The following is a 20,575-nucleotide window of genomic DNA, read 5'->3' on the forward strand; positions in this document are numbered from 1 at the left end:
AACTCCTGAACTAGTAACAAATGAAGGAGTTATTCCATGAAGAAAAAGTCAACCGAACGACCTGTCCTAGAACATGTCATTTCCGAGTTTGAAGACTGTGCAGATTTTGTACATCACACCTATTTAGACCATCAAATTAACCTGGTCTACTGTAGTTCCCTGATTAATAAGAATAGTCTTTATCGAAATGTTGTCGAACCTCTAGAGCATATTCAAATCATGGATTTGCCGCGTTTATTGAAGCAGCCCAACTTCAGTCTAACCACAGACAGTAAATTATTGGTGATCGAAATCGCATCAGGACAGGCCGCTTTATTTTTCCAGGAGAATGCTTACCTCATTAATATTGCTGAGTATAAATCTCGGTCTGTATCTGCATCTGAGACCGAAAGCGTAATTACAGGCCCGCATGATGCTTTTACTGAACATGCTGAAACTAACTTGTCGCTTATCCGCATGAGGGTCAAAAGCTCACATTTAAAAGTAGTCAAAATTTCCGTAGGGGAAGTGACCAAAACAGATTTCTATCTTTTATATATTAAAGATCTGGTGAACATGGATTATGTGGAGAAGATCAAGTACCGTGTATCTAATATTGAAATTGACTCCGTATTTGATACTAACATGCTGCTCCAATATATTGATGACTCCCCTTACTCCATTTTTCCGCAATTCCTTACGACAGAGCGGCCCGATGCGATCGCCTCAAAGCTCGTGGCGGGTAGAATTGTAGGCATGCTGAATGGGAGCCCGAGCCTTTTCACTGCCCCATCCTCCTTCTTCGAGTTTGTTTCCTCTTCCGATGATTATTATCAGCGCTGGCTGCTTGGCACTGCAATTCGACTATTAAGGTTCTTGGCGCTCGTTATCACCCTTTTATTTACAGCGATCTATGTATCTGTGACAACATTTCATTATGAAATGATTCCGGAGAATTTGCTTCTCACCTTGACGGAATCCAGAAATAAGGTGCCTTTCCCTCCTCTTTACGAAGCTCTTTTCCTGGAGATTACAATTGAACTGCTTCGAGAGGCAGGAGCCCGGTTACCTACTAAAATTGGTCAGACTATTGGTATCGTGGGAGGAATCGTAATCGGACAGGCTGCCGTTCAGGCGGGTCTGACCAGTAATATTCTTATCATAGCAGTGGCGTCCTCTGCGATCGCTTCGTTCGTGACCCCGGTATATATCATGAGCGCCTCAGTTCGGCTGCTGCGCTTCTTCCTTATTATTTTGGCAGGATTATGGGGGAATTTTGGAATCACCGCTGGTTTCGCGGCTATCGTGATACACATGAGTGGACTCACCAGCCTGGGCACATCTTATTTGACGCCCGTCGCCCCATTCAAAATTAATGAATGGATGGATACATTTATTATTGCTCCTTACAGATTTTTGATCGAGAGACCATCACAAAGCAAATCGCCTAATACCGTCCGGAACAAAATGAAGAAATAAGGAGAGGCGGACATGACAGAAAAACTTTCACCATTCCATGCAACCATCCTAATTTATATGACCCAAATAGGTATGGGATTGTTCACTCTTCCCCGGTTATTAGCTGAAAAATTTGGTACCAACGGATGGTTGATGCTGCCAATTGCCTTTTTGCTATCCACCTTGAATATATTGTTAATTGCGGTGGTTTACCATCTTGCAAAAGGCCGATCCATATTCAAAATCCTGGAGCAGTCCATTCCTAAATTCATTTTATATCCTCTCTATTCGGTATTGATCGGGATATGGTCAGTAACCGGATGCCTGATTGCAAAATACTATATTATTGTATTTCAAATGGTAGCTTACCCCACCGCGAATCCGACCATTTTCAAATTCATCGTAGATGTATTACTTTTCCTTCTTATTATTAAAGGGATATATAATATCGCAAAAGCCGCTACAATCTTCCACTGGCTAACGGTTCCGTTACTTTTATTAATGCTGTTTTACTTCAGAGATTTCGATTGGGCACGTTTAACCCCCTTTGTCTTTCGTGATCATCATATGTCAGTATCTGGTGCGTTAAATATATACTTTAACTTCATTGGGTTTGAGGTGGGTTTATTGCTGTTTCCTTATATTAACCGGAAGACCAAGCTGATTAAATCCCTGTTAGTTAGCAATTCAATGGTTACAATTGTATACATCTATGTTACCTTTATCGCCTTCGGATTTTATGGTTATAAGCATTTAAGCACGATACAATTTCCAATCCTCAACATCCTTGCTTATGTTCAGTTGCCATTTGTTCAAGGTACGGAAAATTTATTTTATGGTTTCTTCCTTTTTTCAATTTTAATTACCGCAGGTATGTATTTATGGGCAGCATTAGAAACGACTCAAACGATGATTCGTGCTCCCAAGAAGCTATTGGCCCTTATTTTAGTTATAGCGGTCTTTAGCATAGCACTGGTTCCCGACACACTCGTAGAAGTGATGAATTGGTCCAGCAATTTAGGGTATCTGGCAACAGGTATCGCCATTGTGTTCCCCATTCTTTTGATTATCTTGCTGCTGACACAAAGAATACGAGGTGAAATCACTTGAACAGGCATCAAATATGGGTACTCATAGCTGTAGTGCTACTAAGCGGATGCGGCTCTGATGAACGAATCATCGACAAAATCGGGTTTGTGCAATCCACCTCGCAAGACCTGTTACCTGATGGACAGCTAAAAATTGCAATAAGTGTACCGATTGCCAACCCGGATATCAAAGAGGGCCGGGAATTTCTACAGACGGTGGCGATCAGCAGCAAGGTCGGCCAAATGAAACTGGCCAGACAGACGAATCTGAAGTTAGTCAGAGGACAATTACGACTAATTCTATTTGGCCGATCACAAGCAGAGCAAGGGATCTGGGATAGTATTGATTCGTTTTACCGAGATCCTACCGTGTCCGAAACGGTGAAAATTGTCATCGTAGACGGGGATGCTGCAAGCTTACTCAGCAAAAATTACGAGTCTTTTCCCCGAACAGGGAAATACATCGACGGGGTTATTGCAAGAGAATCAGGCGAGCATATCATCCCGAAAACTACGCTTTATTCCTTTTTAAGAGACTATTACAATGACGGACAGGATCCAATTGCACCCATTATCAGAAGTGAAACAGACAGCATAGCTGTTCAGGGGATCGGGTTATTTCGCGATGATAAGTATGTTGGTGAAATCAATTCAGAAGAAGGGATCATATTTACTTGCCTCTATAGAAGCTTCAAAAGGGGCGAGTTGACCGTGAATTTAACTGAAGAATCAGACAAGGTCGTATCGGTCTTCTTCGATTCGCTGCAAAGCAAGAGAAAGGTTAAATTAGTACGAACAAGTTCAGGAAACCCTGAGATCAGGCTCCATCTTAAAGTAAAAGCATCGGTAGTTGATTATCCGGGTGAATTAACCCTTAGCAACGATAGAGATTTGCAAGAATTTGAACGAAAGGTTTCCGAAGAAATGACCCGACGAGGGAATCAGGTTATTAAGAAACTCCAAGCATTAAAGGCCGATAGCCTCGGCGTTGGGAATTATGTTCGAAACAGTATGAACTACAAAGACTGGAAGGAAATGAACTGGAGAGAGGAATACGCGAATTTAAATATTACATGCAACTTCACATTTAAAGTAAAAGACTATGGGTTCCAGCATCGGCATCATTAAGACTGCCTGCCACCCCCCTAGGTCTCAGTTATATTGTGAGCTTCTGGATTTTCGCCATATCGGTTGCGCCCATGCTGGGCAAAATGATAAAAAGCGGGCAAGCGCCCGCTTTTCGCCTTTTTATATCATCTTTTTGATTTCATCCTTAATGGATTCCGCCTGTGGTCCAAAGACAACCTGGACCGCTCCCTGGCCTAGACGCATAACCCCTGATGCGCCAAGCTTTTTCAGCTCAGAGTCCTTTACCGCAGTTTCATCCTTCACAATTAAGCGCAGGCGAGTTATACATGCGTCGATGCTAACAATATTCTCGGCACCGCCGATATTGTCCAGCACCTTGGCCGCTTTTGATGCTTTAGAACCCCCAGAGCCTTCGCCTCTCGCTGCATCATTACCCGTACCCGTGGAAATTTCCGCCTCATCGTCATCCTCGCGTCCCGGGGTTTTCAGATTCAACTTCGAGATCAGAATCCGGAAGAGGAAGTAGTAAACCACGCCAAAGGCTAAACCTACCGGAATCAGCAGCAAAGCGTTCTTGGACATCTTCATATTTACCAGATAGTCGATCAAGCCGGCAGAGAACGTGAAGCCTAAATGCACGTCCAGCACATACATGATTAGACCGGACAGCCCCGTCAAAACCGCGTGAACTACATATAATACCGGGGCAACAAACATGAACGCGAACTCAAGCGGCTCGGTAATCCCCGTCAAAAATGATGCAAGCGCCGAACCCAAAAAGATGGAACCAACGAACTTGCGCTTGGACGGCTTAGCCGTGTGAATAATAGCCAGGGCCGCCGCAGGCATCGCAAACATCATAATCGGGAAGAAACCGGACATGAACATTCCTGCCGTCGGGTCTCCGGCAAAGAAACGCCATAGATCCCCGTGAACGACTTCGCCGGCGGCGTTGGTGTAATCACCGATCTGGAACCAGGCGATAGAATTCAGTACATGATGCAATCCCAATGGAATCAACAGACGGTTGGCAGTTCCGAATACGAACGAGCCGATGCCGCCTAATCCAACAACCCAGTTGCCGAAGTCGGCAATCACGTCCTGAATCGGACTCCATATCATACCGATCAGAACTGCAAATACCATCGTGGAGGCGGCGGTGATAATCGGCACGAAGCGTTTGCCGGCAAAGAAGCCGAGCCAATCCGGGAGCTTGATATTGTGGTATTTGTTATACAGGAAAGCCGACCATAAACCGACAAAGAAACCGCCCAGCACACCCATATTCAGCTTCACATCATCCGGTATGAACGGCATTTGCAGCGGAACCTGAGCGAGCACCTTCGTAAATACCATATATCCGATAAATGCCGATAAAGCAGCAACCGCATCTCCGGCAAAACCGATCGCAACGCCGATCGCAAAGATAAATGGCAAATTGTCCAAAATCGCAAGCGCACCGGAGGTCATAAACGGTGTAACAAACTGATTCAGGAAACTTCCGACGACCCCTAATGGAATATCTTTCTGATAGTCGATCATCCCAAGCCCTTGTAAAATACCTGCTGCAGGCAATGTAGCCACCGGCAGCATTAGAGACTTGCCCAGCCTTTGTAATTTAGCCAGCATACGAATCATCCTTTCGACTCATTAATTTAGCACTGCTCTTAGCCCTAACCATGAAAACGTTTACAATATGTACCGGGTAGGCACCTGCTTTTCTTCCTTGGCCGATAGAAATGAAAAGCCGCTTTGCACCGCCTCCTTGCAGGATTTTTAATCATCGCTTTAAGGCGACTTGGTTCGGTGTCTGACCTCGGAGAATTCGACAAAAAAAGCCAAGAAGAACAATGACTATATTAATCATGTCTTCTTGGCTCATGCCCACATATATGGTAACACGCCTTAAAACGTATTCATTTGATGTTGTTATCTTAATTCAGCCTTATCCGATTGTCAATAACAAAAAATGTTACTTAGGATTTTAGGGTCACACTTAGAACATAATCGCTTCCTGCAGTTACATTTCCAGTATGTCCCTCGACAGAAGAGGCCAGCTCGTCCCCATTGGTAACGATAATCGGCGTCACTACAGGATAACCGGCTGCCTTAATGGCATCCCTATCAAATTCAATCAGCGTCTGTCCCGCTTTTACCGAATCCCCCGCCTCCACATGGCTTGTAAAACCCTCCCCTTTCAAGCCTACGGTGTTGATGCCAATATGGAACAGATACTGCAGTCCAGTGGCATTGTCCTCCAGCATAACGGCATGCCTGGTCTTAATGACATGGGCAACCGTGCCATCAAAAGGAGCCACCAGACGCCCTTCAGCAGGTTCAATCGCTACCCCCTGCCCCATAAACCCTCCGGCAAATGCCTCATCCGGCACCTCGGAGAGCGGGACGGCTTTACCCGTCAAGGGAGATTGAACCTGCACTACTTTGCTTGATTTCTTCTTAAAGCGTTCGAACATTATGATTCCTCCTTGATCCACTGCTATTTGTTTTGTGTGCGTCCGCGAAATAGGCGGTATAGATGCATAGCCAAGAAGCATATCTCCGCCTCCGGTACGGTCCTGCCCAATTCCTGCTCCATTTCCTTGGCCAGCCGGCTCGCAAGCTTGTATTCGCTGGTGAACTGGCTTTTGATCTGATCCGCAAACGGATTGTCTACATTCACCGAATGATTCAGGATCCGATCCACCGAGAACCGCAGATGCATCAGCAGCCGGACATGATCCATGCTACCGCTTTCAAAGGCGGTGCCGCGTTCCCGTTCGATAATGTCGATAAGCCGTCCGACCATATTGGATGCCTTGACCAGTTGTCCAACCGGGACGTGGCTGACGGCGGAATACACGTGATATGTCAAAAATCCCACTTCATCCTCGGGCACTTCGATACCAAACGCTTGACCGATCATATCCGCTGCCTTCAGCGCAATTTCATATTCCCTGGGAAAGCTGATTTTCGTCTCTTCGAGGAACGGGTTGATAATATCCATACCCTTCCGAATCCGGTAAATCGTAAATTGGATATGGCTCGGAAGCGCAAGATATACCTTGTCATTCAGCTTGCCCGGAAATTCCTTGCTGATACTGTTCAATATATCGTCGGTAATCTCCAGCACCTTTGGATCAAATTCCTCCAGCAGACGATACTCATTTAACTGCTCCTGGTCCTCGAGCTTGAACAGCTTCTCAATGCGATGATCATCCGAGGCGATCGTCCCGCCCACTTTCGTGCCGAAGCCGATCCCTTTGCCAAGTATTACATATTCGAATTTTTTCATCCCGCCGCCGTGCACCAAAACGACATTGTTGCCGATCACCCGAATGACCTCAAACATCTCCGGCCCACTCATGTCGGATCCCCCCTTCTTCTAAGCATAATCTTATTTTGGCAAAAGGGTTATTAAAAAACATAAAAAGCCAAGAAGAGACCTCCGAACAACAGAGGTTTCCCCTTGGCTCATGCCCGCAAACGGTAACACGCCACCACATCGTGGTTTATAGCAAATATAATAGTTCAAATAAACAAGCGAGTCAACTACGGGCCAGACAGTAAAATATTTCATGTTAGCTGAAAATTTATTTTAAATAAATATCGATTGCTGCCACTTGGCCATTCCGGACTTCATGCGCCAGTTCACCGCCAATGACACCACCGATAATCTCGGCTGTAGAGCCATCCTTCTTCATCAGTTGAATTCGCTCTACCATCGCTTTATCTGCGCCGAACGTATCCGCCATAAGCGGGTTATGGTAGGTCACCTGAGTGCTGCCAAGGAATTTAAATGCGACTTTCCCTTGCTCGTCGAACAGCCACCCTGGCAAGGTAGGCTCAAAGGCAAGCTGCAGCTGGCCATCGTTAACGCTGAACACTGTACTTCCCATCATCATTTTGATCCACATGCTAATAAACTCCGCGGTTGATCCGCTCAGACGGGCTACAAAACCACGGCCGTGCACATGAGGATCAGGGTTGACGCTTGTAGCGATAAACGACGAGTTCTCCAGTGTACTGCGGCCGTATACCGCAGGATCTAGGAACGGAATCAAGGACGTCTTCATTTCCGCAAAAAACTGCTCGTACAGCCCGCTCTTCAGCAGCGCCAGCAAATATTTATAGCTCATGTGGAGGAACACTGACTCCCGCTCCAGCCAGCCTGGCGTAAAGGCCCGAATCCGGCCGATCTCCTGGGATTCGCCATCCAGGCTCACCGAGGTTTTGTACATCTGGATCTTTTTATCGAACAGGTCGCTCTGCCGGATCAGCTCATACGCCTTCTCGGCTTGCGCCTTATCGTTGATCGTCTTCAGCCAACGGGCCGGCCCTTCAAGGAAGTGCGGCAAAGGCTTCGCTTCGAATTTCTTCACAATGACCTTCGGCAGACCATAGCCGCTAATGACAGGTTTGCCCTGAACATCCATAACCGGCTCGTATTCCACCGCTTCGAAAACGAAATATGTCGGCGTCAGGCCATGCCCTAATTCAATGGCCCGCTCAATGCCTTGATCGATTTTCTTCAGCATTTGTTTGTAAATGGATCCTAGCTCGGCAAGTGAAATCTGCTTCAGCTCGCCGCTGATTCCGAAGCGAATGTCGTCACGGTACTGCTCGCGAGCGGCAGCCACTTGGTCCCAATAATTGAACTGTTCAAGCTCCCCGGCGAATTGACGCTCCATTAACCGGCTTACTCGATCAAGCAGCTCATGCATCTCTTCTGGAAGGCCGACCTGCCGATCGCCATACAGCTCGCTTGCCTCGATGACCAGCTTCACGATCCGCTTTAGTTCGAACGTCTCGCTCATGCCGGAGCCGAATAATCCTGGCAGGCCGTTCATCGCATCGTTCCAGCCAGGCTTGTCGCCTTCCATTTCCACGCCCATGCCATAAGGGTCAAGCGTCGCAAATTTGTTCAGCGACAATGAGATCAGCTTGACGAACAGATTCGTGCGGAATATCTCGCCTTCTCCATGCTTCGTTTTCAGCCAGTTCGTATCATTAAGGGACAGGCCGAACCTCTGCATTTTCTCCTCATCATGTTCCAGCGCTCCGTATTGGCGCACCTTCGTTCCGTTGATGACGTATTTCTCGCTTCGCGGGAGCACCCGTGCCGGGCTGTCGAAGAACGTGTAGACCTCTTCCCCGAACAGCAGCTTTTCTTTACGATCCGGGAAAATATCCAGGTACCCGTCGATGAGATCCATATTGTATGTCCAGTGATCCGACCAGTACCCTTCTCCGAAAGCGGCTTCGATATTCTGCTCCGCCAGAGATAGAATCCCCGTCAAAATTTCTTCCTCGTTACGCCGCAGGCCTGCGCTCTTGTCCGCCAGTAGGGAGATCACTTTACCTGGCGTAAATTTGCCTAGGCAAAGGGCCTGCAACTTCTCGGCGATCTTCGGGTTCGATACCGAAGTCTCCACCCATTCCCGCAGGCCGGCCGCCCGCTGCTCCTGCACCGTGAAGCTCGTGCCCTCTACGCCCAACGGGTTATAACCGTCCGCCTGAATTAAGCTGAAGAACGTCACAATATTAAACGTGCCTACCCGCGGATTGAAGTAAATGTCGTTCCTGCGGTTCTGGTTGGCGTCGCGGAAGTTCCCGTTCCCTTGAGAATAATACTCCGGGGCGATCGAGAAGAAATTGTAATCGCGCTCCAGATCCCCGTGCTTGCGGGAATACAAGTGAATGACGAACCCTTCCCGGCCGTTCTCGAACAGGAACGGATAGCCGCCGCGCAGGAAGTTATCCATGTAGCTCTGTCGGCAGTATGCATCAAAGAGCGGCGATGACGTCCGAGTTGCGATATCATCGGTCAGCTCCTCCGTCAATTGACCTGCTTCCGCCTGCTTCACGGCAATATAATCAGGACTAGCAATGGATGGCGCTTTTTCGTTTAAACGCTCCATGCTCTCAATATGTCCGATTAACGTATACAGCGTAGTCGTCTCGCCAGCTGCCAATTGCGCGGATAATCCCGTAAAACCGCAAGGCACCTTATTCGTGCAGTACTCCTGCTCCGCCGTCAGCTCGGCGAGGGAACGCTCGGCAAAACGGTCCGGGTACGCCAAGGACGTATTGTCGCCAAAAATGATCTGGAAGTCGACAATCGGCTTGACGATCTTGCCGTCCTGGCCGAACGAAAGGTAGAAATGACCACTCTGCACCTCGCTGACCTCCGCACTGTCGCTTGTACTTGAACGTACGCGGTAATAAGGAATGTTATTATCCAGATTATATACTTCCATCCAGCTCCGCAGCAGGTTGCCGACTTCCTTGTATCCAGCGTTGTCTACACCGTATGGCAGAATTTCCGGCAGACCGTCCAGCATCTCTAGCTTCATGGGCTCCCCGGAAATATTAGTGATCTCCACTTTCCGCACCAGGGCGGCATAGTCGTCGTTTGGCATTTGGAAATATGTCACCTTTATTCCGATTCCCTGCTCCTTGTTGACTTCCTCAATCCCGATCTCATTCGGCAGAATCACCATTTTCCGCTCGGCTGCGGCATCTGGGGCCGCGCTTTGAAACGGTTCATAGATTCCCTTAGCGCCTTCCCGCTTGATAAAAGTTCTGAAGCCTTTGGATGTTACCGATTGGTACGTGATACTCGCCGGGGAGAACTCCATGATCGGGCTCTTCTTGTCGCGAATGCCGAAGCTGCATACCGCCTGGCCGCGATTGACGTAGAACGTCCACATCGGAATCCCCTTCAGGCCTGCCAAGCCAGGGAGAAAGCTCGAAAAAGGCTTGGCTTTATCAAACTGCGTGATGACGAAAGCGTTCTGATCAAATGAATAGTTAGACATGCTGTTACCTCCATTTATCTTTTAGTTTTCAACCCATCGGTTTACAAGATATTTCCCATCTGATAAAGGGTCGAAACCGGTTTCGATTTATTTCAAAAAACAAGCCGGCCCATGAAGCAGGTTAACTACAAAGGGCGGCATGAATCGCGTATAACCAGCTCGACCGGAAGCATATCTCGCTGTAATTCTTTATGGCCTTCTATCGAATAGATTAACATGTTTGCGGCCCTGCTGCCAAGTCCATATGTATTCTGGCGGATCGTCGTCAGGGCGGGCGTTAAATATTTCGCCATTTCAATATCGTCAAAGCCGATGACGGAGATGTCTTCTGGAACGGATACCCCCTGCTCCCTCATCGCAATCATTGCGCCGACAGCCAGATTATCCCCGGCCGCGAACACCGCCGTAGGGCGGTCCTGCAGTTGGAGCAGCTGCTCCATCGCCTTCCGTCCGCTTTCGACGGTAAAGTCATAGCTGCCCTGCACGATGAACTCCGGCTTAGGCGACAAGCCCCGCCGCTTCATCGCTTCGATGAAACCCTGAGTCCGCTTCTCGCCGGCAAAGGAATGCCCGCCCCCAATATGGGCGATGGAGCGGTGTCCAAGCGAATATAAATAATCAACGGCCATTTCGCTGCCCATCGTATTGTCGGAATAGATCGTGCTGGCATGCTCCGAATCGGAATCCAGCAGGACACAAGGAATATCCGCCTCCACCAGTTCGTGAAAATAAGGGTCATCATAGTCCGGCAGAATCACGACGATGCCGTCGACGCCGCGTATTTTACAATGCTCCAGATACCCGCTGGGCTTGCCCCCGATATCCTTTGTGATAAACATCAGATCGTAGCCTTTCGAGGTAGCCACCTTCTTGAAGCCTTCAATGACGCCGCCGAAATAAGGATGCAAAATTCCGGCTCCTGACGATTCATTGAACAGTACGCCGATCGTCCAGGAACGCTTGGTCGTTAGCGACCGGGCATGGGCGTTCGGAACATAATCCAGCTGCTGCGCGGCCTCGAGAATCTTACGGCGGGTCTTCTCGCTAACGTCCGAATAGCCGTTGAACACCTTGGACACCGTGGTCGGCGAAAATCCGGTTAACTTGGCAATATCATAAATCGTAGTCAAAGCGTTTACTCATCTCCTGGTACATTCATCCGAGCATGGTCTCGTACGTGTCAAGCAAATTGTAGTCGTCCCGGCGGCAACAAGTCAACTACAAATGTGACAATTGCATTTGTTTCAACCTCCTGGCCGACGTTTAAAAATTACACAAGCAGCAAAACACATCCCCAATTTGAGAGGATAAGGAGGTAAAGTCCATGTATGAGCCTCGCGAACGCAATGAAGTGAGTAACGTAGACGTAGAAAGAAGAGACATTCAGCAGAAATCCGAGCCAAGCATGGTTGCTTCAACGTTTATTAAATATGCCGCTTATATTGTGCTGTTCTTCGGCTTTCTGTACTTCCTCGTAAAATACGTATTTCCAATGTTTTAATTTATTGAAATCTTTGCGCATTTGCCGGAACGCCAGGAGGCGTCCCGGTTTTTTTGTTACTTCTTCCGTTTGAATGTGGCTATTCGGGGTAAACTCCAATTAAGCATCAGCTTATAGCCTGCACATCATAATGAGGAGGAGATTCCCCTTGCCAGAACATTTAGAACATTTAGAACATTTAGAACATTTAGAACATTTAGAACATTTAGAACACGGCGATAATCCCAAGACTGAGGCCGCTGATCACGAGTACAAGAGATACCAGGTATTGAGAGAGTATCGGCCGGAGAACGACATTCCCGGCGACGATTTGCTCCCGCATGATACACGCATCACCCAAGCGCTTAGCGAGGATGACCCCCATTCCAGCAAGCAGGCGGACGATGTGCGGCATAGCAGCGATTTTCCTGATGTGCCCGATGCCGATGAAATTGCCGCAAACAGCCCCGTAGATCCTGCCGCCCCTGACCCGAACGCGGTACCCGGCATTGATGTGCTGAACGGCTATGATGGGGATGACGGGGATGAGTGAGCCATGCCGGTTACGATGAAGTGACAGGTCCGAACCGTTGTAATACCTTCACAAAGGAACCTCTCTCCCCGCAAATTCAGGGAGAGAGGTTCTTTATTGGCGATATAAATTTCGCAAATTCCTCCAGCTAGCGGATCATGCCCGAATATCTAACCTGCACATCCGCCTTGACGCTGAATTCCAAATTCGGATATATCCTTCTCCACTCTTCAAGCTCCGTAGCGTTGTTCCAATTCATGGCGCTGTATCTTAACCCCCATCCGAACGGATCTAGCCCGGTTCCATGGATTTTGACAAGGAATTGCTTAATTTCCTTTTCCCACTGCTCGCTGGCCGCTTTGGAAACGGCTCTGAGAATGGGCCCTGTCATCTCGATTCCGCCCGTGTTATCCTCCAACGATGCCCTGCCTCCGACGGTATACTGCACGACCATGTTACCCTTATTCGATTTAGCCAATTTGAATTTGGATCGGTTAGTTTCCATATTGTAACTATATATGTTACCATCCATTTCTACATTGAAGCTGGTCCGCAGCCCTCGCTGGGTTAGCAAATTAAGCAGTCTTGCCTCGTCGGGCGTTAATTCAGCGCGTATTCTCTGATTGTCCAGCAGCACTGCTTTATTAATCAGAAGAGTATCCTCCCCTTCTTTCTCCACGAGAGGCAGAACAGGATCCAGGCCTTGCTCCGTCAAATGACGCCGTAAATTATAGGAGAACGTGCTGACGATGAAAGGCGATTCAGTTCCTTCCTTCCCCAAGCTTAAAATGAGGTAATAAGCGGGGACCCGCTCGCTTTTTAGACGTACGCCAAGCACTTCCTTGGCCGTAGGCCTGGCCACTCCGTTATAGGCGACTAGTTGAATATCCCTGCGCCTGACCATCCAATCGGTCATTTCGGAAATATTGTTCCGGGCATATCCCTCTCCGAACAATAGCGTCTTGCAAAGGCTGAAATCCAGCTCCTTATCCACCTTTGATTTCAGCAGGCGAATTGCCTCCGGTATGCTGCTTGAAATCTGAGAAATGACAATGGCTTCCTGATTACGTTTTGTCGGATCACCTTCGGGAATAGCCAGTTTAAGCGAAACCTCGATCAAATGCTTACCCTTACCCTTACCCTTGCCTTCTCCCTCTTTTCCTTCTCCGCCTTCTCCGCCCGCTTCCTCCGTTTGAACGGAATCAATTCCGAAACTCAATACGAACACGCGCCGGTCCACGTCCTTGAATTGGCACCCTGCTAGCAGCAGGGATACCAGGCATAACAGGAATACAAGCCTCGGGTACTGCCATTTTCTCATGCCCTCTTCTTCCTCCTCCGGTATGCGGCAATGATCGTAGCTATCAGCAGAAACTCTCCGGGCAGGCGAACATTCAGAAACCACTGTCCAAGCACCGTTAATTTCACCTGATCTAAATAGAATCCCATCCAAACCGTTACTGCCGTCATCACACCAAGAATCCACCAGTCCTTATTCGAAGCTGCTTTTAATCCCTTTGTCTTCTTCTTCATAAAAAATCCTTTGAATATTTCCAATGCAATATGCCAATGAATGACGGCGCTAACTAGCGACAAGGCTAAGTAAGTGAAATAGAATATAAACAGCACGCGCTCCACGATAAAAAACTCGCTGCGAATGGCATCCGCCGTAGAAAACCAGGTGTATACCTGGTCCTCTACGCCGATCGTCCCGTGATAGCCAATGGGAACAAGCAGCGTAATTAGCAGGATCAACAGTCCGGATACCGGGATCATCCACAAATGTCTAGGCTTCAAGCTTTTAAAGGAGCGGTTGAAAATGGCCAGGTTCACATATCCGGTAAAAATAAAAGAAGCCCCCGCAATAGAGTTGTACTTCGGCATAGTCCATAGATGGGTGATGACCTGCATGACCGCATCCCAGCTGAAATGCGGATTTATTAGCGCCTTAAGCAGCATATAAGCAGCCAGTGGACAGTTAATGATCAGGGTCGTCTCGAGCGCATACAGGATAGATTCTGTTTTTAGGCGGCTGCTAATCGTAACCAGCAATAAAAAAGCGATGAGAGCAAAGAAAGGAGAGACATCTGGACTTATGAAGCGGAGTGTAATATCAACAAAAGACACTAGAGTGATAGCCCCGGATCCATACCAAAGGGAAGCAAAAATGCAAAGTAAAGGGATGCCTATAAACCGGGGAAGGGTGGAATCCACAATTTCTGGCAATCCCTCCCCGGGAAAATGGCTGATGATTTTCGTAAAGGTGATCAACAGCGTCGACCCAAGCACAACCGAAATCAAGATGGACAGCAGCGCTCCCTCAAATCGGTTGTCGATCAAGACGCGGGGTACGAAATTTATGATATTAATTAACGCGTTGATCAAATATAAATAATAGAAATACCTTTCCTTAACCATTCTGCTTGTCTCCCTTAGCTTGATTGGCGTTTCGCTGAAAATATTTCCATATAAGGCTTTCCAAAGCTGCGCATGCCCGACAGATACATCACAATTCCCACCGTACTCACCACGATGCCGATTAGTCCGAACGTTGCCGCAAAGAATATGAGGTAATATTTAAGTACACGCACAGTAAAAGCCATCATATTCAAGGGGATGACAAAATTGGAGATCGCGACTGCCGATACGATAATGATCATGATATTACTGACCAAACCGGCCTGCGTTGCCGCTTGCCCCAAAATAAGACCTCCTACCGTCGTCGCCGTCGGCCCGATCGCCTTTGGAAGCCTCAAGCTCGCCTCTATGAGAAATTCCATCATGAGCAGCATCAAGACAACCTCGACGAAAGACGGATAAGGCACGGCAGCGCGGCTTCCCGCGATCAGAAGCGTGATTTGAATTTTTAATATTTCCGGATTATAGGATGTAAAAGCAACATAGAAGGCTGGGAGCGTAACCGTGATAAAGAGGCCGATGTAACGGATCAGCTTCATAAACCAGCCGACTAACGTAAGCTGGATTTTGTCATCCATTGCCGTGAAGAAGTCGTTGAACATGGCTGGGGCTATTACTGCATAACCTACCGTGTTCATAAGTACGGCAACTTTGCCTGCCGATAAGTTGAATACGACCCGGTCAGGCCTTTCCGTTACGATCGTTGTTGGAAAAAGTTGATACCTCCGCTCGCTGATATATTTTTCAAGTTCGCCCGCCGATTGCAAAATATCAACCGATATTTCAGAGAGCCGCTGCTTCATCTCTTGCAATACATCCCTATCCACCCGGGAATCGTCATACATCACGACAACCGTGGTTTGGGACACATCGCCGATCGTTAGCGGCTCGATCCTCAATTCTTTGGACTGGTAGCGGCGGCGAATCAAATTGACGTTGATTTCAATATTCTCGGTCAGGGCATCATTCGGCCCTTGGACGATTGCCTCCGTTATGCTGGAGGAAATACCGCTAAACTCTATTTTCATCGCGTCAAACAAATAACTGCTGTCCTTGATCCGAATAAAAATATAGCCTTTCATCACAAACTCGATAACCTGCTGCTTATCCTTGGCTTTCTCGCACCCCGGAAAAGAAAAGATGTAGTTCTCATATTCCTGAACGTCCATCTCATAACTGGGTACGACAATGAAGCGTTTAACCGTATCTGAATCGGTCAGGCTTCTCAAGTAGATCATTTTAATGTCGCCGGAATTTCCCAGGGACCTCTCCTCGAAATCCATCAGACCGGTCAATTGCTCGGCTAACCATGCTTCCATCCTTTGCTCATTTCGTATCGTTGGCATATCGAATAATATCCTTTCGTTTTGCAAATCTTTTTACGCATTCCTCTCAGTCCGGGTTATTGTTCCAACGAAACGGATAAATCATACATTTGCTTTTCTCAGTTTGTGCCTCATGGCCCCAGCAGCTTTGTATTCGACAAAAAAAAGGCCTAGCGTTCCGCACGCCAGACCTGGTTCCTTCCTGATTCCTTTGCTTTATATAATGCTTGATCAGCCATATCCAGCAGCTGCTCCTCCCCGATGTCAGGATATGACGCGCTGCCTGCGGAAATCGTCAAATGAATAATTAACCCCTGCGGCAGCAAGAACGGCTGTTCCTCCACATTGCTCCGCAAACACTCGGCGATTTTTGCGATCTTGTCCCTGTCGCAGTGATCGACAAGAACGACGAACTCCTCCCCGCCTTTGCGGGCAATCTTATCATCCGGACGAAACGTATCGCGCAGCAGATCGGCAAACTGGGACAATACCGCATCGCCAGCAGCATGCCCGTATGTATCATTCACCTGTTTGAAATGATCGATATCTACCAAAAGCAGAGTAAAGGGGATGCTATACCGGCTGAAGGATTCTATTTTTTGCTGCAGCAATACCTCGAAGGCCCGGGCATTATACAATCCCGTGAGAAAATCCCGGTAAGCCGCCTCGCGCATGGTGCGAAGGGAATCTCCTGATTTCTTCATATATCGCAGCAAGAAAAAAGTGAAGAGCCCGCCAAAGGCAAATACGATGCTGAACATGACTATCGCTTCCCTGCGGTCACTTCCTTCCAGCGTACAATAATAGACGAGGTCAGAAGCAATGATACATAGAGCAAGCGCGGCAAGCCATCTGCTCAATGAAAGTCTGGGGATGCGCAGCAGCAGGAGCGCGAAGAGCAGCGTAACAATTGCATTTAACCCTCCCCCGAAAATCGATACATGATCGACCCCATGGAGCAAAAACATCCGATAAACCGAGATGATCAGCGTCGCGACCCCTCCCGAGGTCATCCCGCCCAGATAAACCGAGATCAGTATCGGAAGCTGGCGGAAATCGGCGAACACATTATCCGTGATCGGAAAGGTAAAATACATGAGCACTACGCCAAACAAACCTAAAGCAATTCCCAGCACTACGCGTTTGCTTCTTTCTTCCAGGCTGCTGTTCAGCAAATATTTGGTTCGAATCATATTTCCAAAAAATAAAAAGGTCGTTAGAGTCGTAAAATTGTTAAACAAACTCTCAAACATCGAACATCCCTCGCTGGATTGACAGAATTGACGTCCCGAGCAATGTAATACCCTACCCTTGATTGATGTAAGCATACCATATAATTTAAGGATGAAAGATTAATTTTCGCTAAAAATCGCTATAATTCGACAAAACATGCATGGACCATTATATCAAGGGCGGATTCTAGGGCCCCACAGCTCTACGGTGTAACAAACACCGAGGGTATTATTTCCACTTTTTTCCCCTTATTCACAAACCTTGTGGACACAGCGAACCTTATGATCCAATTCAAGCCTATCATGGGCCAAATTTGCTGTATTAGCGGAACCTCGGTCCTTTAGCATCCGAATTTGCTGTTTTTATTGAAAATAGAGGAACCTCTGTCCGTTCATAGGTCGGCTGTCCAATCCTAAATAAAAAGAGACCAGGATCGACTCCTGGTCTCTTCATTTGAGGCATATCCCCGGCCCCAACTATATCAGATTATCGGTATATCCTACGGCTAACCCCAATCGCATACTAGCTTGTAGTTGGATTAGTGTCCCGTTCAATGCAGCACACTGACCTGCTGCTCGTCCAGCCTTGCTGCTCAGACATTCAGCGCGCTAACCTGCAGTTTCTCCAAGCTTACCCTGTCACCGTCCAGATGCCGAATGTGAACCGTCCTCGTCTCACCCGGCAGCAGATCGAAGAAATTGTCGCTAAACGACACATGACCTTGCGGCACATCAAGAACGACCATCCGTGCCAAATGATTATGCGCTGTGATGCTTGCCGTCTGCTCCTGCTCGTCAACCTGAACCTCTAGCGCTGCGGCCGGCATGTCCAAATCCTTCTGATCTCGCAGGTAATACAGATTGCTTGGAGCAGCAAAACCCTCGGAGGACAGCTGCACTACAACCTCCTGCGCTCCCTTGCCGCCGAGCACCTCGCTCTCCTTCAAGCTGCCGAGCTGAACAGCTGCGTTGGCCGGAATCGTTACAGCGAATTCGCGGGCATACACCTCTGTCCCTGCAAAATCATACACCTTCAACATGATCTTGCCCTCATAAGCCTGCAGCGTATCATTGACCGCCCACACATGGAGCGGCTGCCCGGCATCATGATCGATTGACAGCAGCAGCGGATGATAAAATTTCTTCATATAGTAATACGATGCCTTTGGCAGCAGCTCGTAGTCGATGACAGACCAGCTTGTACCCGGCCAGCTGTCATTGAGCTGCCAGACCAAGGAACCGCTCGTACGGTGCTTGTTGCGGCGGTAATGCTCGATGCCATATTTCAAACCCTCGGCTTGCGTCAGCATCGAGAACTTCATGTACTCCTCGATCGTCTGCGGAACGCCGGTAAATCCCTCCATCAGCAGAATGCCCTTCTGATGGTTCGTATCTTTGTTTCGATAGGCCATTTCCACGCTGCCCCAGTAGAACTCGCCTTCTGGGATATTTTTCTCCAGCGTGTACCGGTTGGCGGAAGCGTGCATGCCGAACTCGCTGCTGAACAAAGTGAAATCCTTCTTGTAATTTTTAAACGTGACGCCTTCCACGCTGTAATCCAGCAGCGGCGCCTCCCCGAATTTGCGAGGGTACACAGAGCCGTGCCAGACTTGCCAATTATGACGGTCCCCGATATCCGGATCATTGGCATCATTGCCGCCAAACGGGGAAGACGGCCAGTACGCCCGGTTATGGTCGAGCTCCTCCAGCACTTCGGGAATCAGCTCGTGGTAGATACTCTCTCCATAGAAAGGGCAAGTAATGTCTCCGCCAGACGACTTCATGTCGTACAGCCAGTCGATTTCATTATTGCCGCACCATAACGCGAGCGAGGTCCGATTACGCAGGCGCTTCACGTTATAGACGACCTCCGCCCGGACATTGTCCATGAAATCCCGGTTAAAATCCGGGAACAGCGCATTTGCGAAAGCAAAATCCTGCCACACCAGCACACCGAGCCGGTCGCATTCGTCATAAAATACGTCTTTCTCATAGATACCGCCCGCCCAAACGCGAAGCATATTCATATTGCACTCCACGGCCAGCTCGATCAGATGACGGTACCTCAGATCAGGAGCCGATCCGATAAAATGATCGACCGGAATCCAGTTGGCTCCCTTGGCGAACAGCTTTACGCCATTCAGCCGGAAAGCGAAAGACGGCTCCCCAGCCTCATTGTGCAATTCCAGCTCAATCGTGCGGATCCCAAACGGCTGCCGGTACATATCCACCTGCAGGCTATCTGCAAATAGCCGCACTTCCAGCTCATACAAATATGGCTCGCCCAAATCATGCGTCCACCAGTAACAAGGCTGAGGCACCAATAAATCTATCGAAGCACTTTTGCCTTCCACGGGAATACGCGAACTGACAACAGCCTGGCCATCCTTGCTAAGCAACCGGACTTCGCATTCGATCCGGGGCATGCCGCCAATTTGCAGCTCTTCCCGTTCGCGGTCGTAGGACAGCTGCTTTTTACGGTACACCTTCACGTCAACTTCAACCCGCACAGTCGCCTTATCCTGGGCAGCCGCAGTCGTTCTCGCATATACACTGTCAATTTTGGCGCGCACTCTCCGCGCGATCGTCACCTTGCCCCAGATACCGACCGTAACCATCCGCGGCCCCCAGTCCCAGCCGTAATTCATCGCTGCTTTGCGAATCCACGGACGCTCTTTCGTATAGGACGACCACTGAAACTGCTCCTTGTCCTTATGGTGCAAATAGAGCGGATCGAACTTCACCGCAATACAGTTCCAGCCGCGCCTTAGGATGCGAGTGACATCAAACGAATGCGCCATCAGCATATTGCGGGTCGTCCCGATTTCATGCCCATTGACATAAATCGTCGCGAATGTGTCCAATCCTTCAAACGTCAGCTCCAGCTGATGATCGTCCTCCCCTTCCGGCCAGGTATAATCAAAATGAGTACGATACCACCATTCCTTCTGCTCGATCCAGCGGCTCTTGGCATCGTTATGCCCGAAATACGGATGGTCAATGATGTTCCGTTCGATTAACGCAGAATGAACGTCGCCCGGTACCTGTGCCGTGATCCAGAAGCGATCATCCAGGCCCGGCGCAGCGATCTCCATTGGTTTCACTTGGCCGACGTCATAATGCTGAAGTTTCCATAATCCTGTAAGCTCCATACTC

The 20,575-nt window shown here is 48.5% G+C and carries 15 protein-coding genes; 5 read left to right on the top strand and 10 right to left on the bottom strand.

Annotated elements, in window-relative coordinates; translation table 11 throughout:
- Window positions 1-36: 36 nt before the first annotated feature.
- The 3 genes from MKX50_RS20025 to MKX50_RS20035 are packed head-to-tail and all read left to right on the top strand — an operon-like array spanning window position 37 to window position 3,653.
- Window positions 37-1,458 carry a spore germination protein gene (locus MKX50_RS20025; protein ID WP_339157649.1) on the top strand — a complete coding sequence of 474 codons (1,422 nt, stop codon included), beginning with the start codon at window positions 37-39 and terminating at the stop codon, window positions 1,456-1,458.
- A 12-nt stretch (window positions 1,459-1,470) separates the two neighbouring features.
- Window positions 1,471-2,547: a GerAB/ArcD/ProY family transporter gene (locus tag MKX50_RS20030; RefSeq protein ID WP_339157650.1), complete on the top strand. Its 1,077-nt coding sequence runs from the start codon at window positions 1,471-1,473 to the stop codon at window positions 2,545-2,547.
- Window positions 2,544-3,653 carry a Ger(x)C family spore germination protein gene (locus MKX50_RS20035; RefSeq protein ID WP_339157651.1) on the top strand — a complete coding sequence of 370 codons (1,110 nt, stop codon included), beginning with the start codon at window positions 2,544-2,546 and terminating at the stop codon, window positions 3,651-3,653. Before MKX50_RS20030 ends, MKX50_RS20035 begins: the two co-directional genes overlap by 4 nt.
- Before the next feature lie 120 nt (window positions 3,654-3,773).
- Here MKX50_RS20035 and MKX50_RS20040 read toward each other — a convergent pair whose 3' ends face one another.
- From MKX50_RS20040 to MKX50_RS20060, 5 genes are all read right to left on the bottom strand, one after another.
- Window positions 3,774-5,243: a PTS transporter subunit EIIC gene (locus MKX50_RS20040; protein ID WP_213593342.1), complete on the bottom strand. Its 1,470-nt coding sequence runs from the start codon at window positions 5,241-5,243 to the stop codon at window positions 3,774-3,776.
- Window positions 5,244-5,590: 347 nt separating this feature from the next.
- Window positions 5,591-6,088 (bottom strand): PTS glucose transporter subunit IIA, encoded by a 498-nt coding sequence (locus tag MKX50_RS20045; RefSeq protein ID WP_339157652.1) that lies wholly within the window; start codon window positions 6,086-6,088, stop codon window positions 5,591-5,593.
- Window positions 6,089-6,111: 23 nt separating this feature from the next.
- Window positions 6,112-6,978 carry a PRD domain-containing protein gene (locus tag MKX50_RS20050; protein ID WP_339157653.1) on the bottom strand — a complete coding sequence of 289 codons (867 nt, stop codon included), beginning with the start codon at window positions 6,976-6,978 and terminating at the stop codon, window positions 6,112-6,114.
- 226 nt (window positions 6,979-7,204) lie between these two features.
- On the bottom strand, window positions 7,205-10,432 hold the full coding sequence (locus MKX50_RS20055) for a cellobiose phosphorylase (protein ID WP_339157654.1): 3,228 nt from the start codon (window positions 10,430-10,432) through the stop codon (window positions 7,205-7,207).
- Window positions 10,433-10,557: 125 nt separating this feature from the next.
- Window positions 10,558-11,562, bottom strand: a complete 1,005-nt coding sequence (locus MKX50_RS20060; protein ID WP_213593334.1) for a LacI family DNA-binding transcriptional regulator — start codon at window positions 11,560-11,562, stop codon at window positions 10,558-10,560.
- 194 nt (window positions 11,563-11,756) lie between these two features.
- Here MKX50_RS20060 and MKX50_RS20065 point away from each other — a divergent pair, with 194 nt between their 5' ends.
- Window positions 11,757-11,933 (top strand): hypothetical protein, encoded by a 177-nt coding sequence (locus MKX50_RS20065; protein WP_196427172.1) that lies wholly within the window; start codon window positions 11,757-11,759, stop codon window positions 11,931-11,933.
- Between the two features lie 148 nt (window positions 11,934-12,081).
- Window positions 12,082-12,465 (top strand): hypothetical protein, encoded by a 384-nt coding sequence (locus tag MKX50_RS20070; protein ID WP_339157655.1) that lies wholly within the window; start codon window positions 12,082-12,084, stop codon window positions 12,463-12,465.
- Window positions 12,466-12,592: 127 nt separating this feature from the next.
- Here MKX50_RS20070 and MKX50_RS20075 read toward each other — a convergent pair whose 3' ends face one another.
- From MKX50_RS20075 to MKX50_RS20095, 5 genes are all read right to left on the bottom strand, one after another.
- Window positions 12,593-13,765: a Ger(x)C family spore germination C-terminal domain-containing protein gene (locus MKX50_RS20075; protein ID WP_213593330.1), complete on the bottom strand. Its 1,173-nt coding sequence runs from the start codon at window positions 13,763-13,765 to the stop codon at window positions 12,593-12,595.
- Window positions 13,762-14,862: a GerAB/ArcD/ProY family transporter gene (locus MKX50_RS20080; protein WP_213593328.1), complete on the bottom strand. Its 1,101-nt coding sequence runs from the start codon at window positions 14,860-14,862 to the stop codon at window positions 13,762-13,764. Before MKX50_RS20080 ends, MKX50_RS20075 begins: the two co-directional genes overlap by 4 nt.
- 14 nt (window positions 14,863-14,876) lie before the next feature.
- A complete protein-coding gene (locus MKX50_RS20085; protein ID WP_244996703.1) occupies window positions 14,877-16,181 on the bottom strand; it encodes a spore germination protein in 1,305 nt (434 codons plus the stop codon).
- A gap of 176 nt (window positions 16,182-16,357) precedes the next feature.
- Window positions 16,358-17,440, bottom strand: coding sequence for a diguanylate cyclase (locus MKX50_RS20090; protein WP_213593323.1), 1,083 nt, complete (start codon window positions 17,438-17,440; stop codon window positions 16,358-16,360).
- A gap of 572 nt (window positions 17,441-18,012) precedes the next feature.
- On the bottom strand, window positions 18,013-20,571 hold the full coding sequence (locus MKX50_RS20095) for a glycoside hydrolase family 2 protein (protein ID WP_339157656.1): 2,559 nt from the start codon (window positions 20,569-20,571) through the stop codon (window positions 18,013-18,015).
- Between the last annotated feature and the right edge of the window lie 4 nt (window positions 20,572-20,575).

Origin of the sequence: Paenibacillus sp. FSL W8-0186, from assembly GCF_037969765.1 — a bacterium.
GTDB lineage: Bacteria > Bacillota > Bacilli > Paenibacillales > Paenibacillaceae > Fontibacillus > Fontibacillus woosongensis.

Excerpts from the sequence above, each read along its gene's own strand:
- MKX50_RS20045 (WP_339157652.1), bottom strand. The coding sequence starts at position 6,088 with ATGTTCGAACGCTTTAAGAAGAAATCAAGCAAAGTAGTGCAGGTTCAA.
- MKX50_RS20050 (WP_339157653.1), bottom strand. The coding sequence starts at position 6,978 with ATGAGTGGGCCGGAGATGTTTGAGGTCATTCGGGTGATCGGCAACAAT.
- MKX50_RS20085 (WP_244996703.1), bottom strand. The coding sequence starts at position 16,181 with ATGGAAGCATGGTTAGCCGAGCAATTGACCGGTCTGATGGATTTCGAG.
- MKX50_RS20080 (WP_213593328.1), bottom strand. The coding sequence starts at position 14,862 with ATGGTTAAGGAAAGGTATTTCTATTATTTATATTTGATCAACGCGTTA.
- MKX50_RS20040 (WP_213593342.1), bottom strand. The coding sequence starts at position 5,243 with ATGCTGGCTAAATTACAAAGGCTGGGCAAGTCTCTAATGCTGCCGGTG.
- MKX50_RS20055 (WP_339157654.1), bottom strand. The coding sequence starts at position 10,432 with ATGTCTAACTATTCATTTGATCAGAACGCTTTCGTCATCACGCAGTTT.
- MKX50_RS20095 (WP_339157656.1), bottom strand. The coding sequence starts at position 20,571 with ATGGAGCTTACAGGATTATGGAAACTTCAGCATTATGACGTCGGCCAA.
- MKX50_RS20065 (WP_196427172.1), top strand. The coding sequence starts at position 11,757 with ATGTATGAGCCTCGCGAACGCAATGAAGTGAGTAACGTAGACGTAGAA.
- MKX50_RS20090 (WP_213593323.1), bottom strand. The coding sequence starts at position 17,440 with ATGTTTGAGAGTTTGTTTAACAATTTTACGACTCTAACGACCTTTTTA.
- MKX50_RS20030 (WP_339157650.1), top strand. The coding sequence starts at position 1,471 with ATGACAGAAAAACTTTCACCATTCCATGCAACCATCCTAATTTATATG.
- MKX50_RS20075 (WP_213593330.1), bottom strand. The coding sequence starts at position 13,765 with ATGAGAAAATGGCAGTACCCGAGGCTTGTATTCCTGTTATGCCTGGTA.
- MKX50_RS20025 (WP_339157649.1), top strand. The coding sequence starts at position 37 with ATGAAGAAAAAGTCAACCGAACGACCTGTCCTAGAACATGTCATTTCC.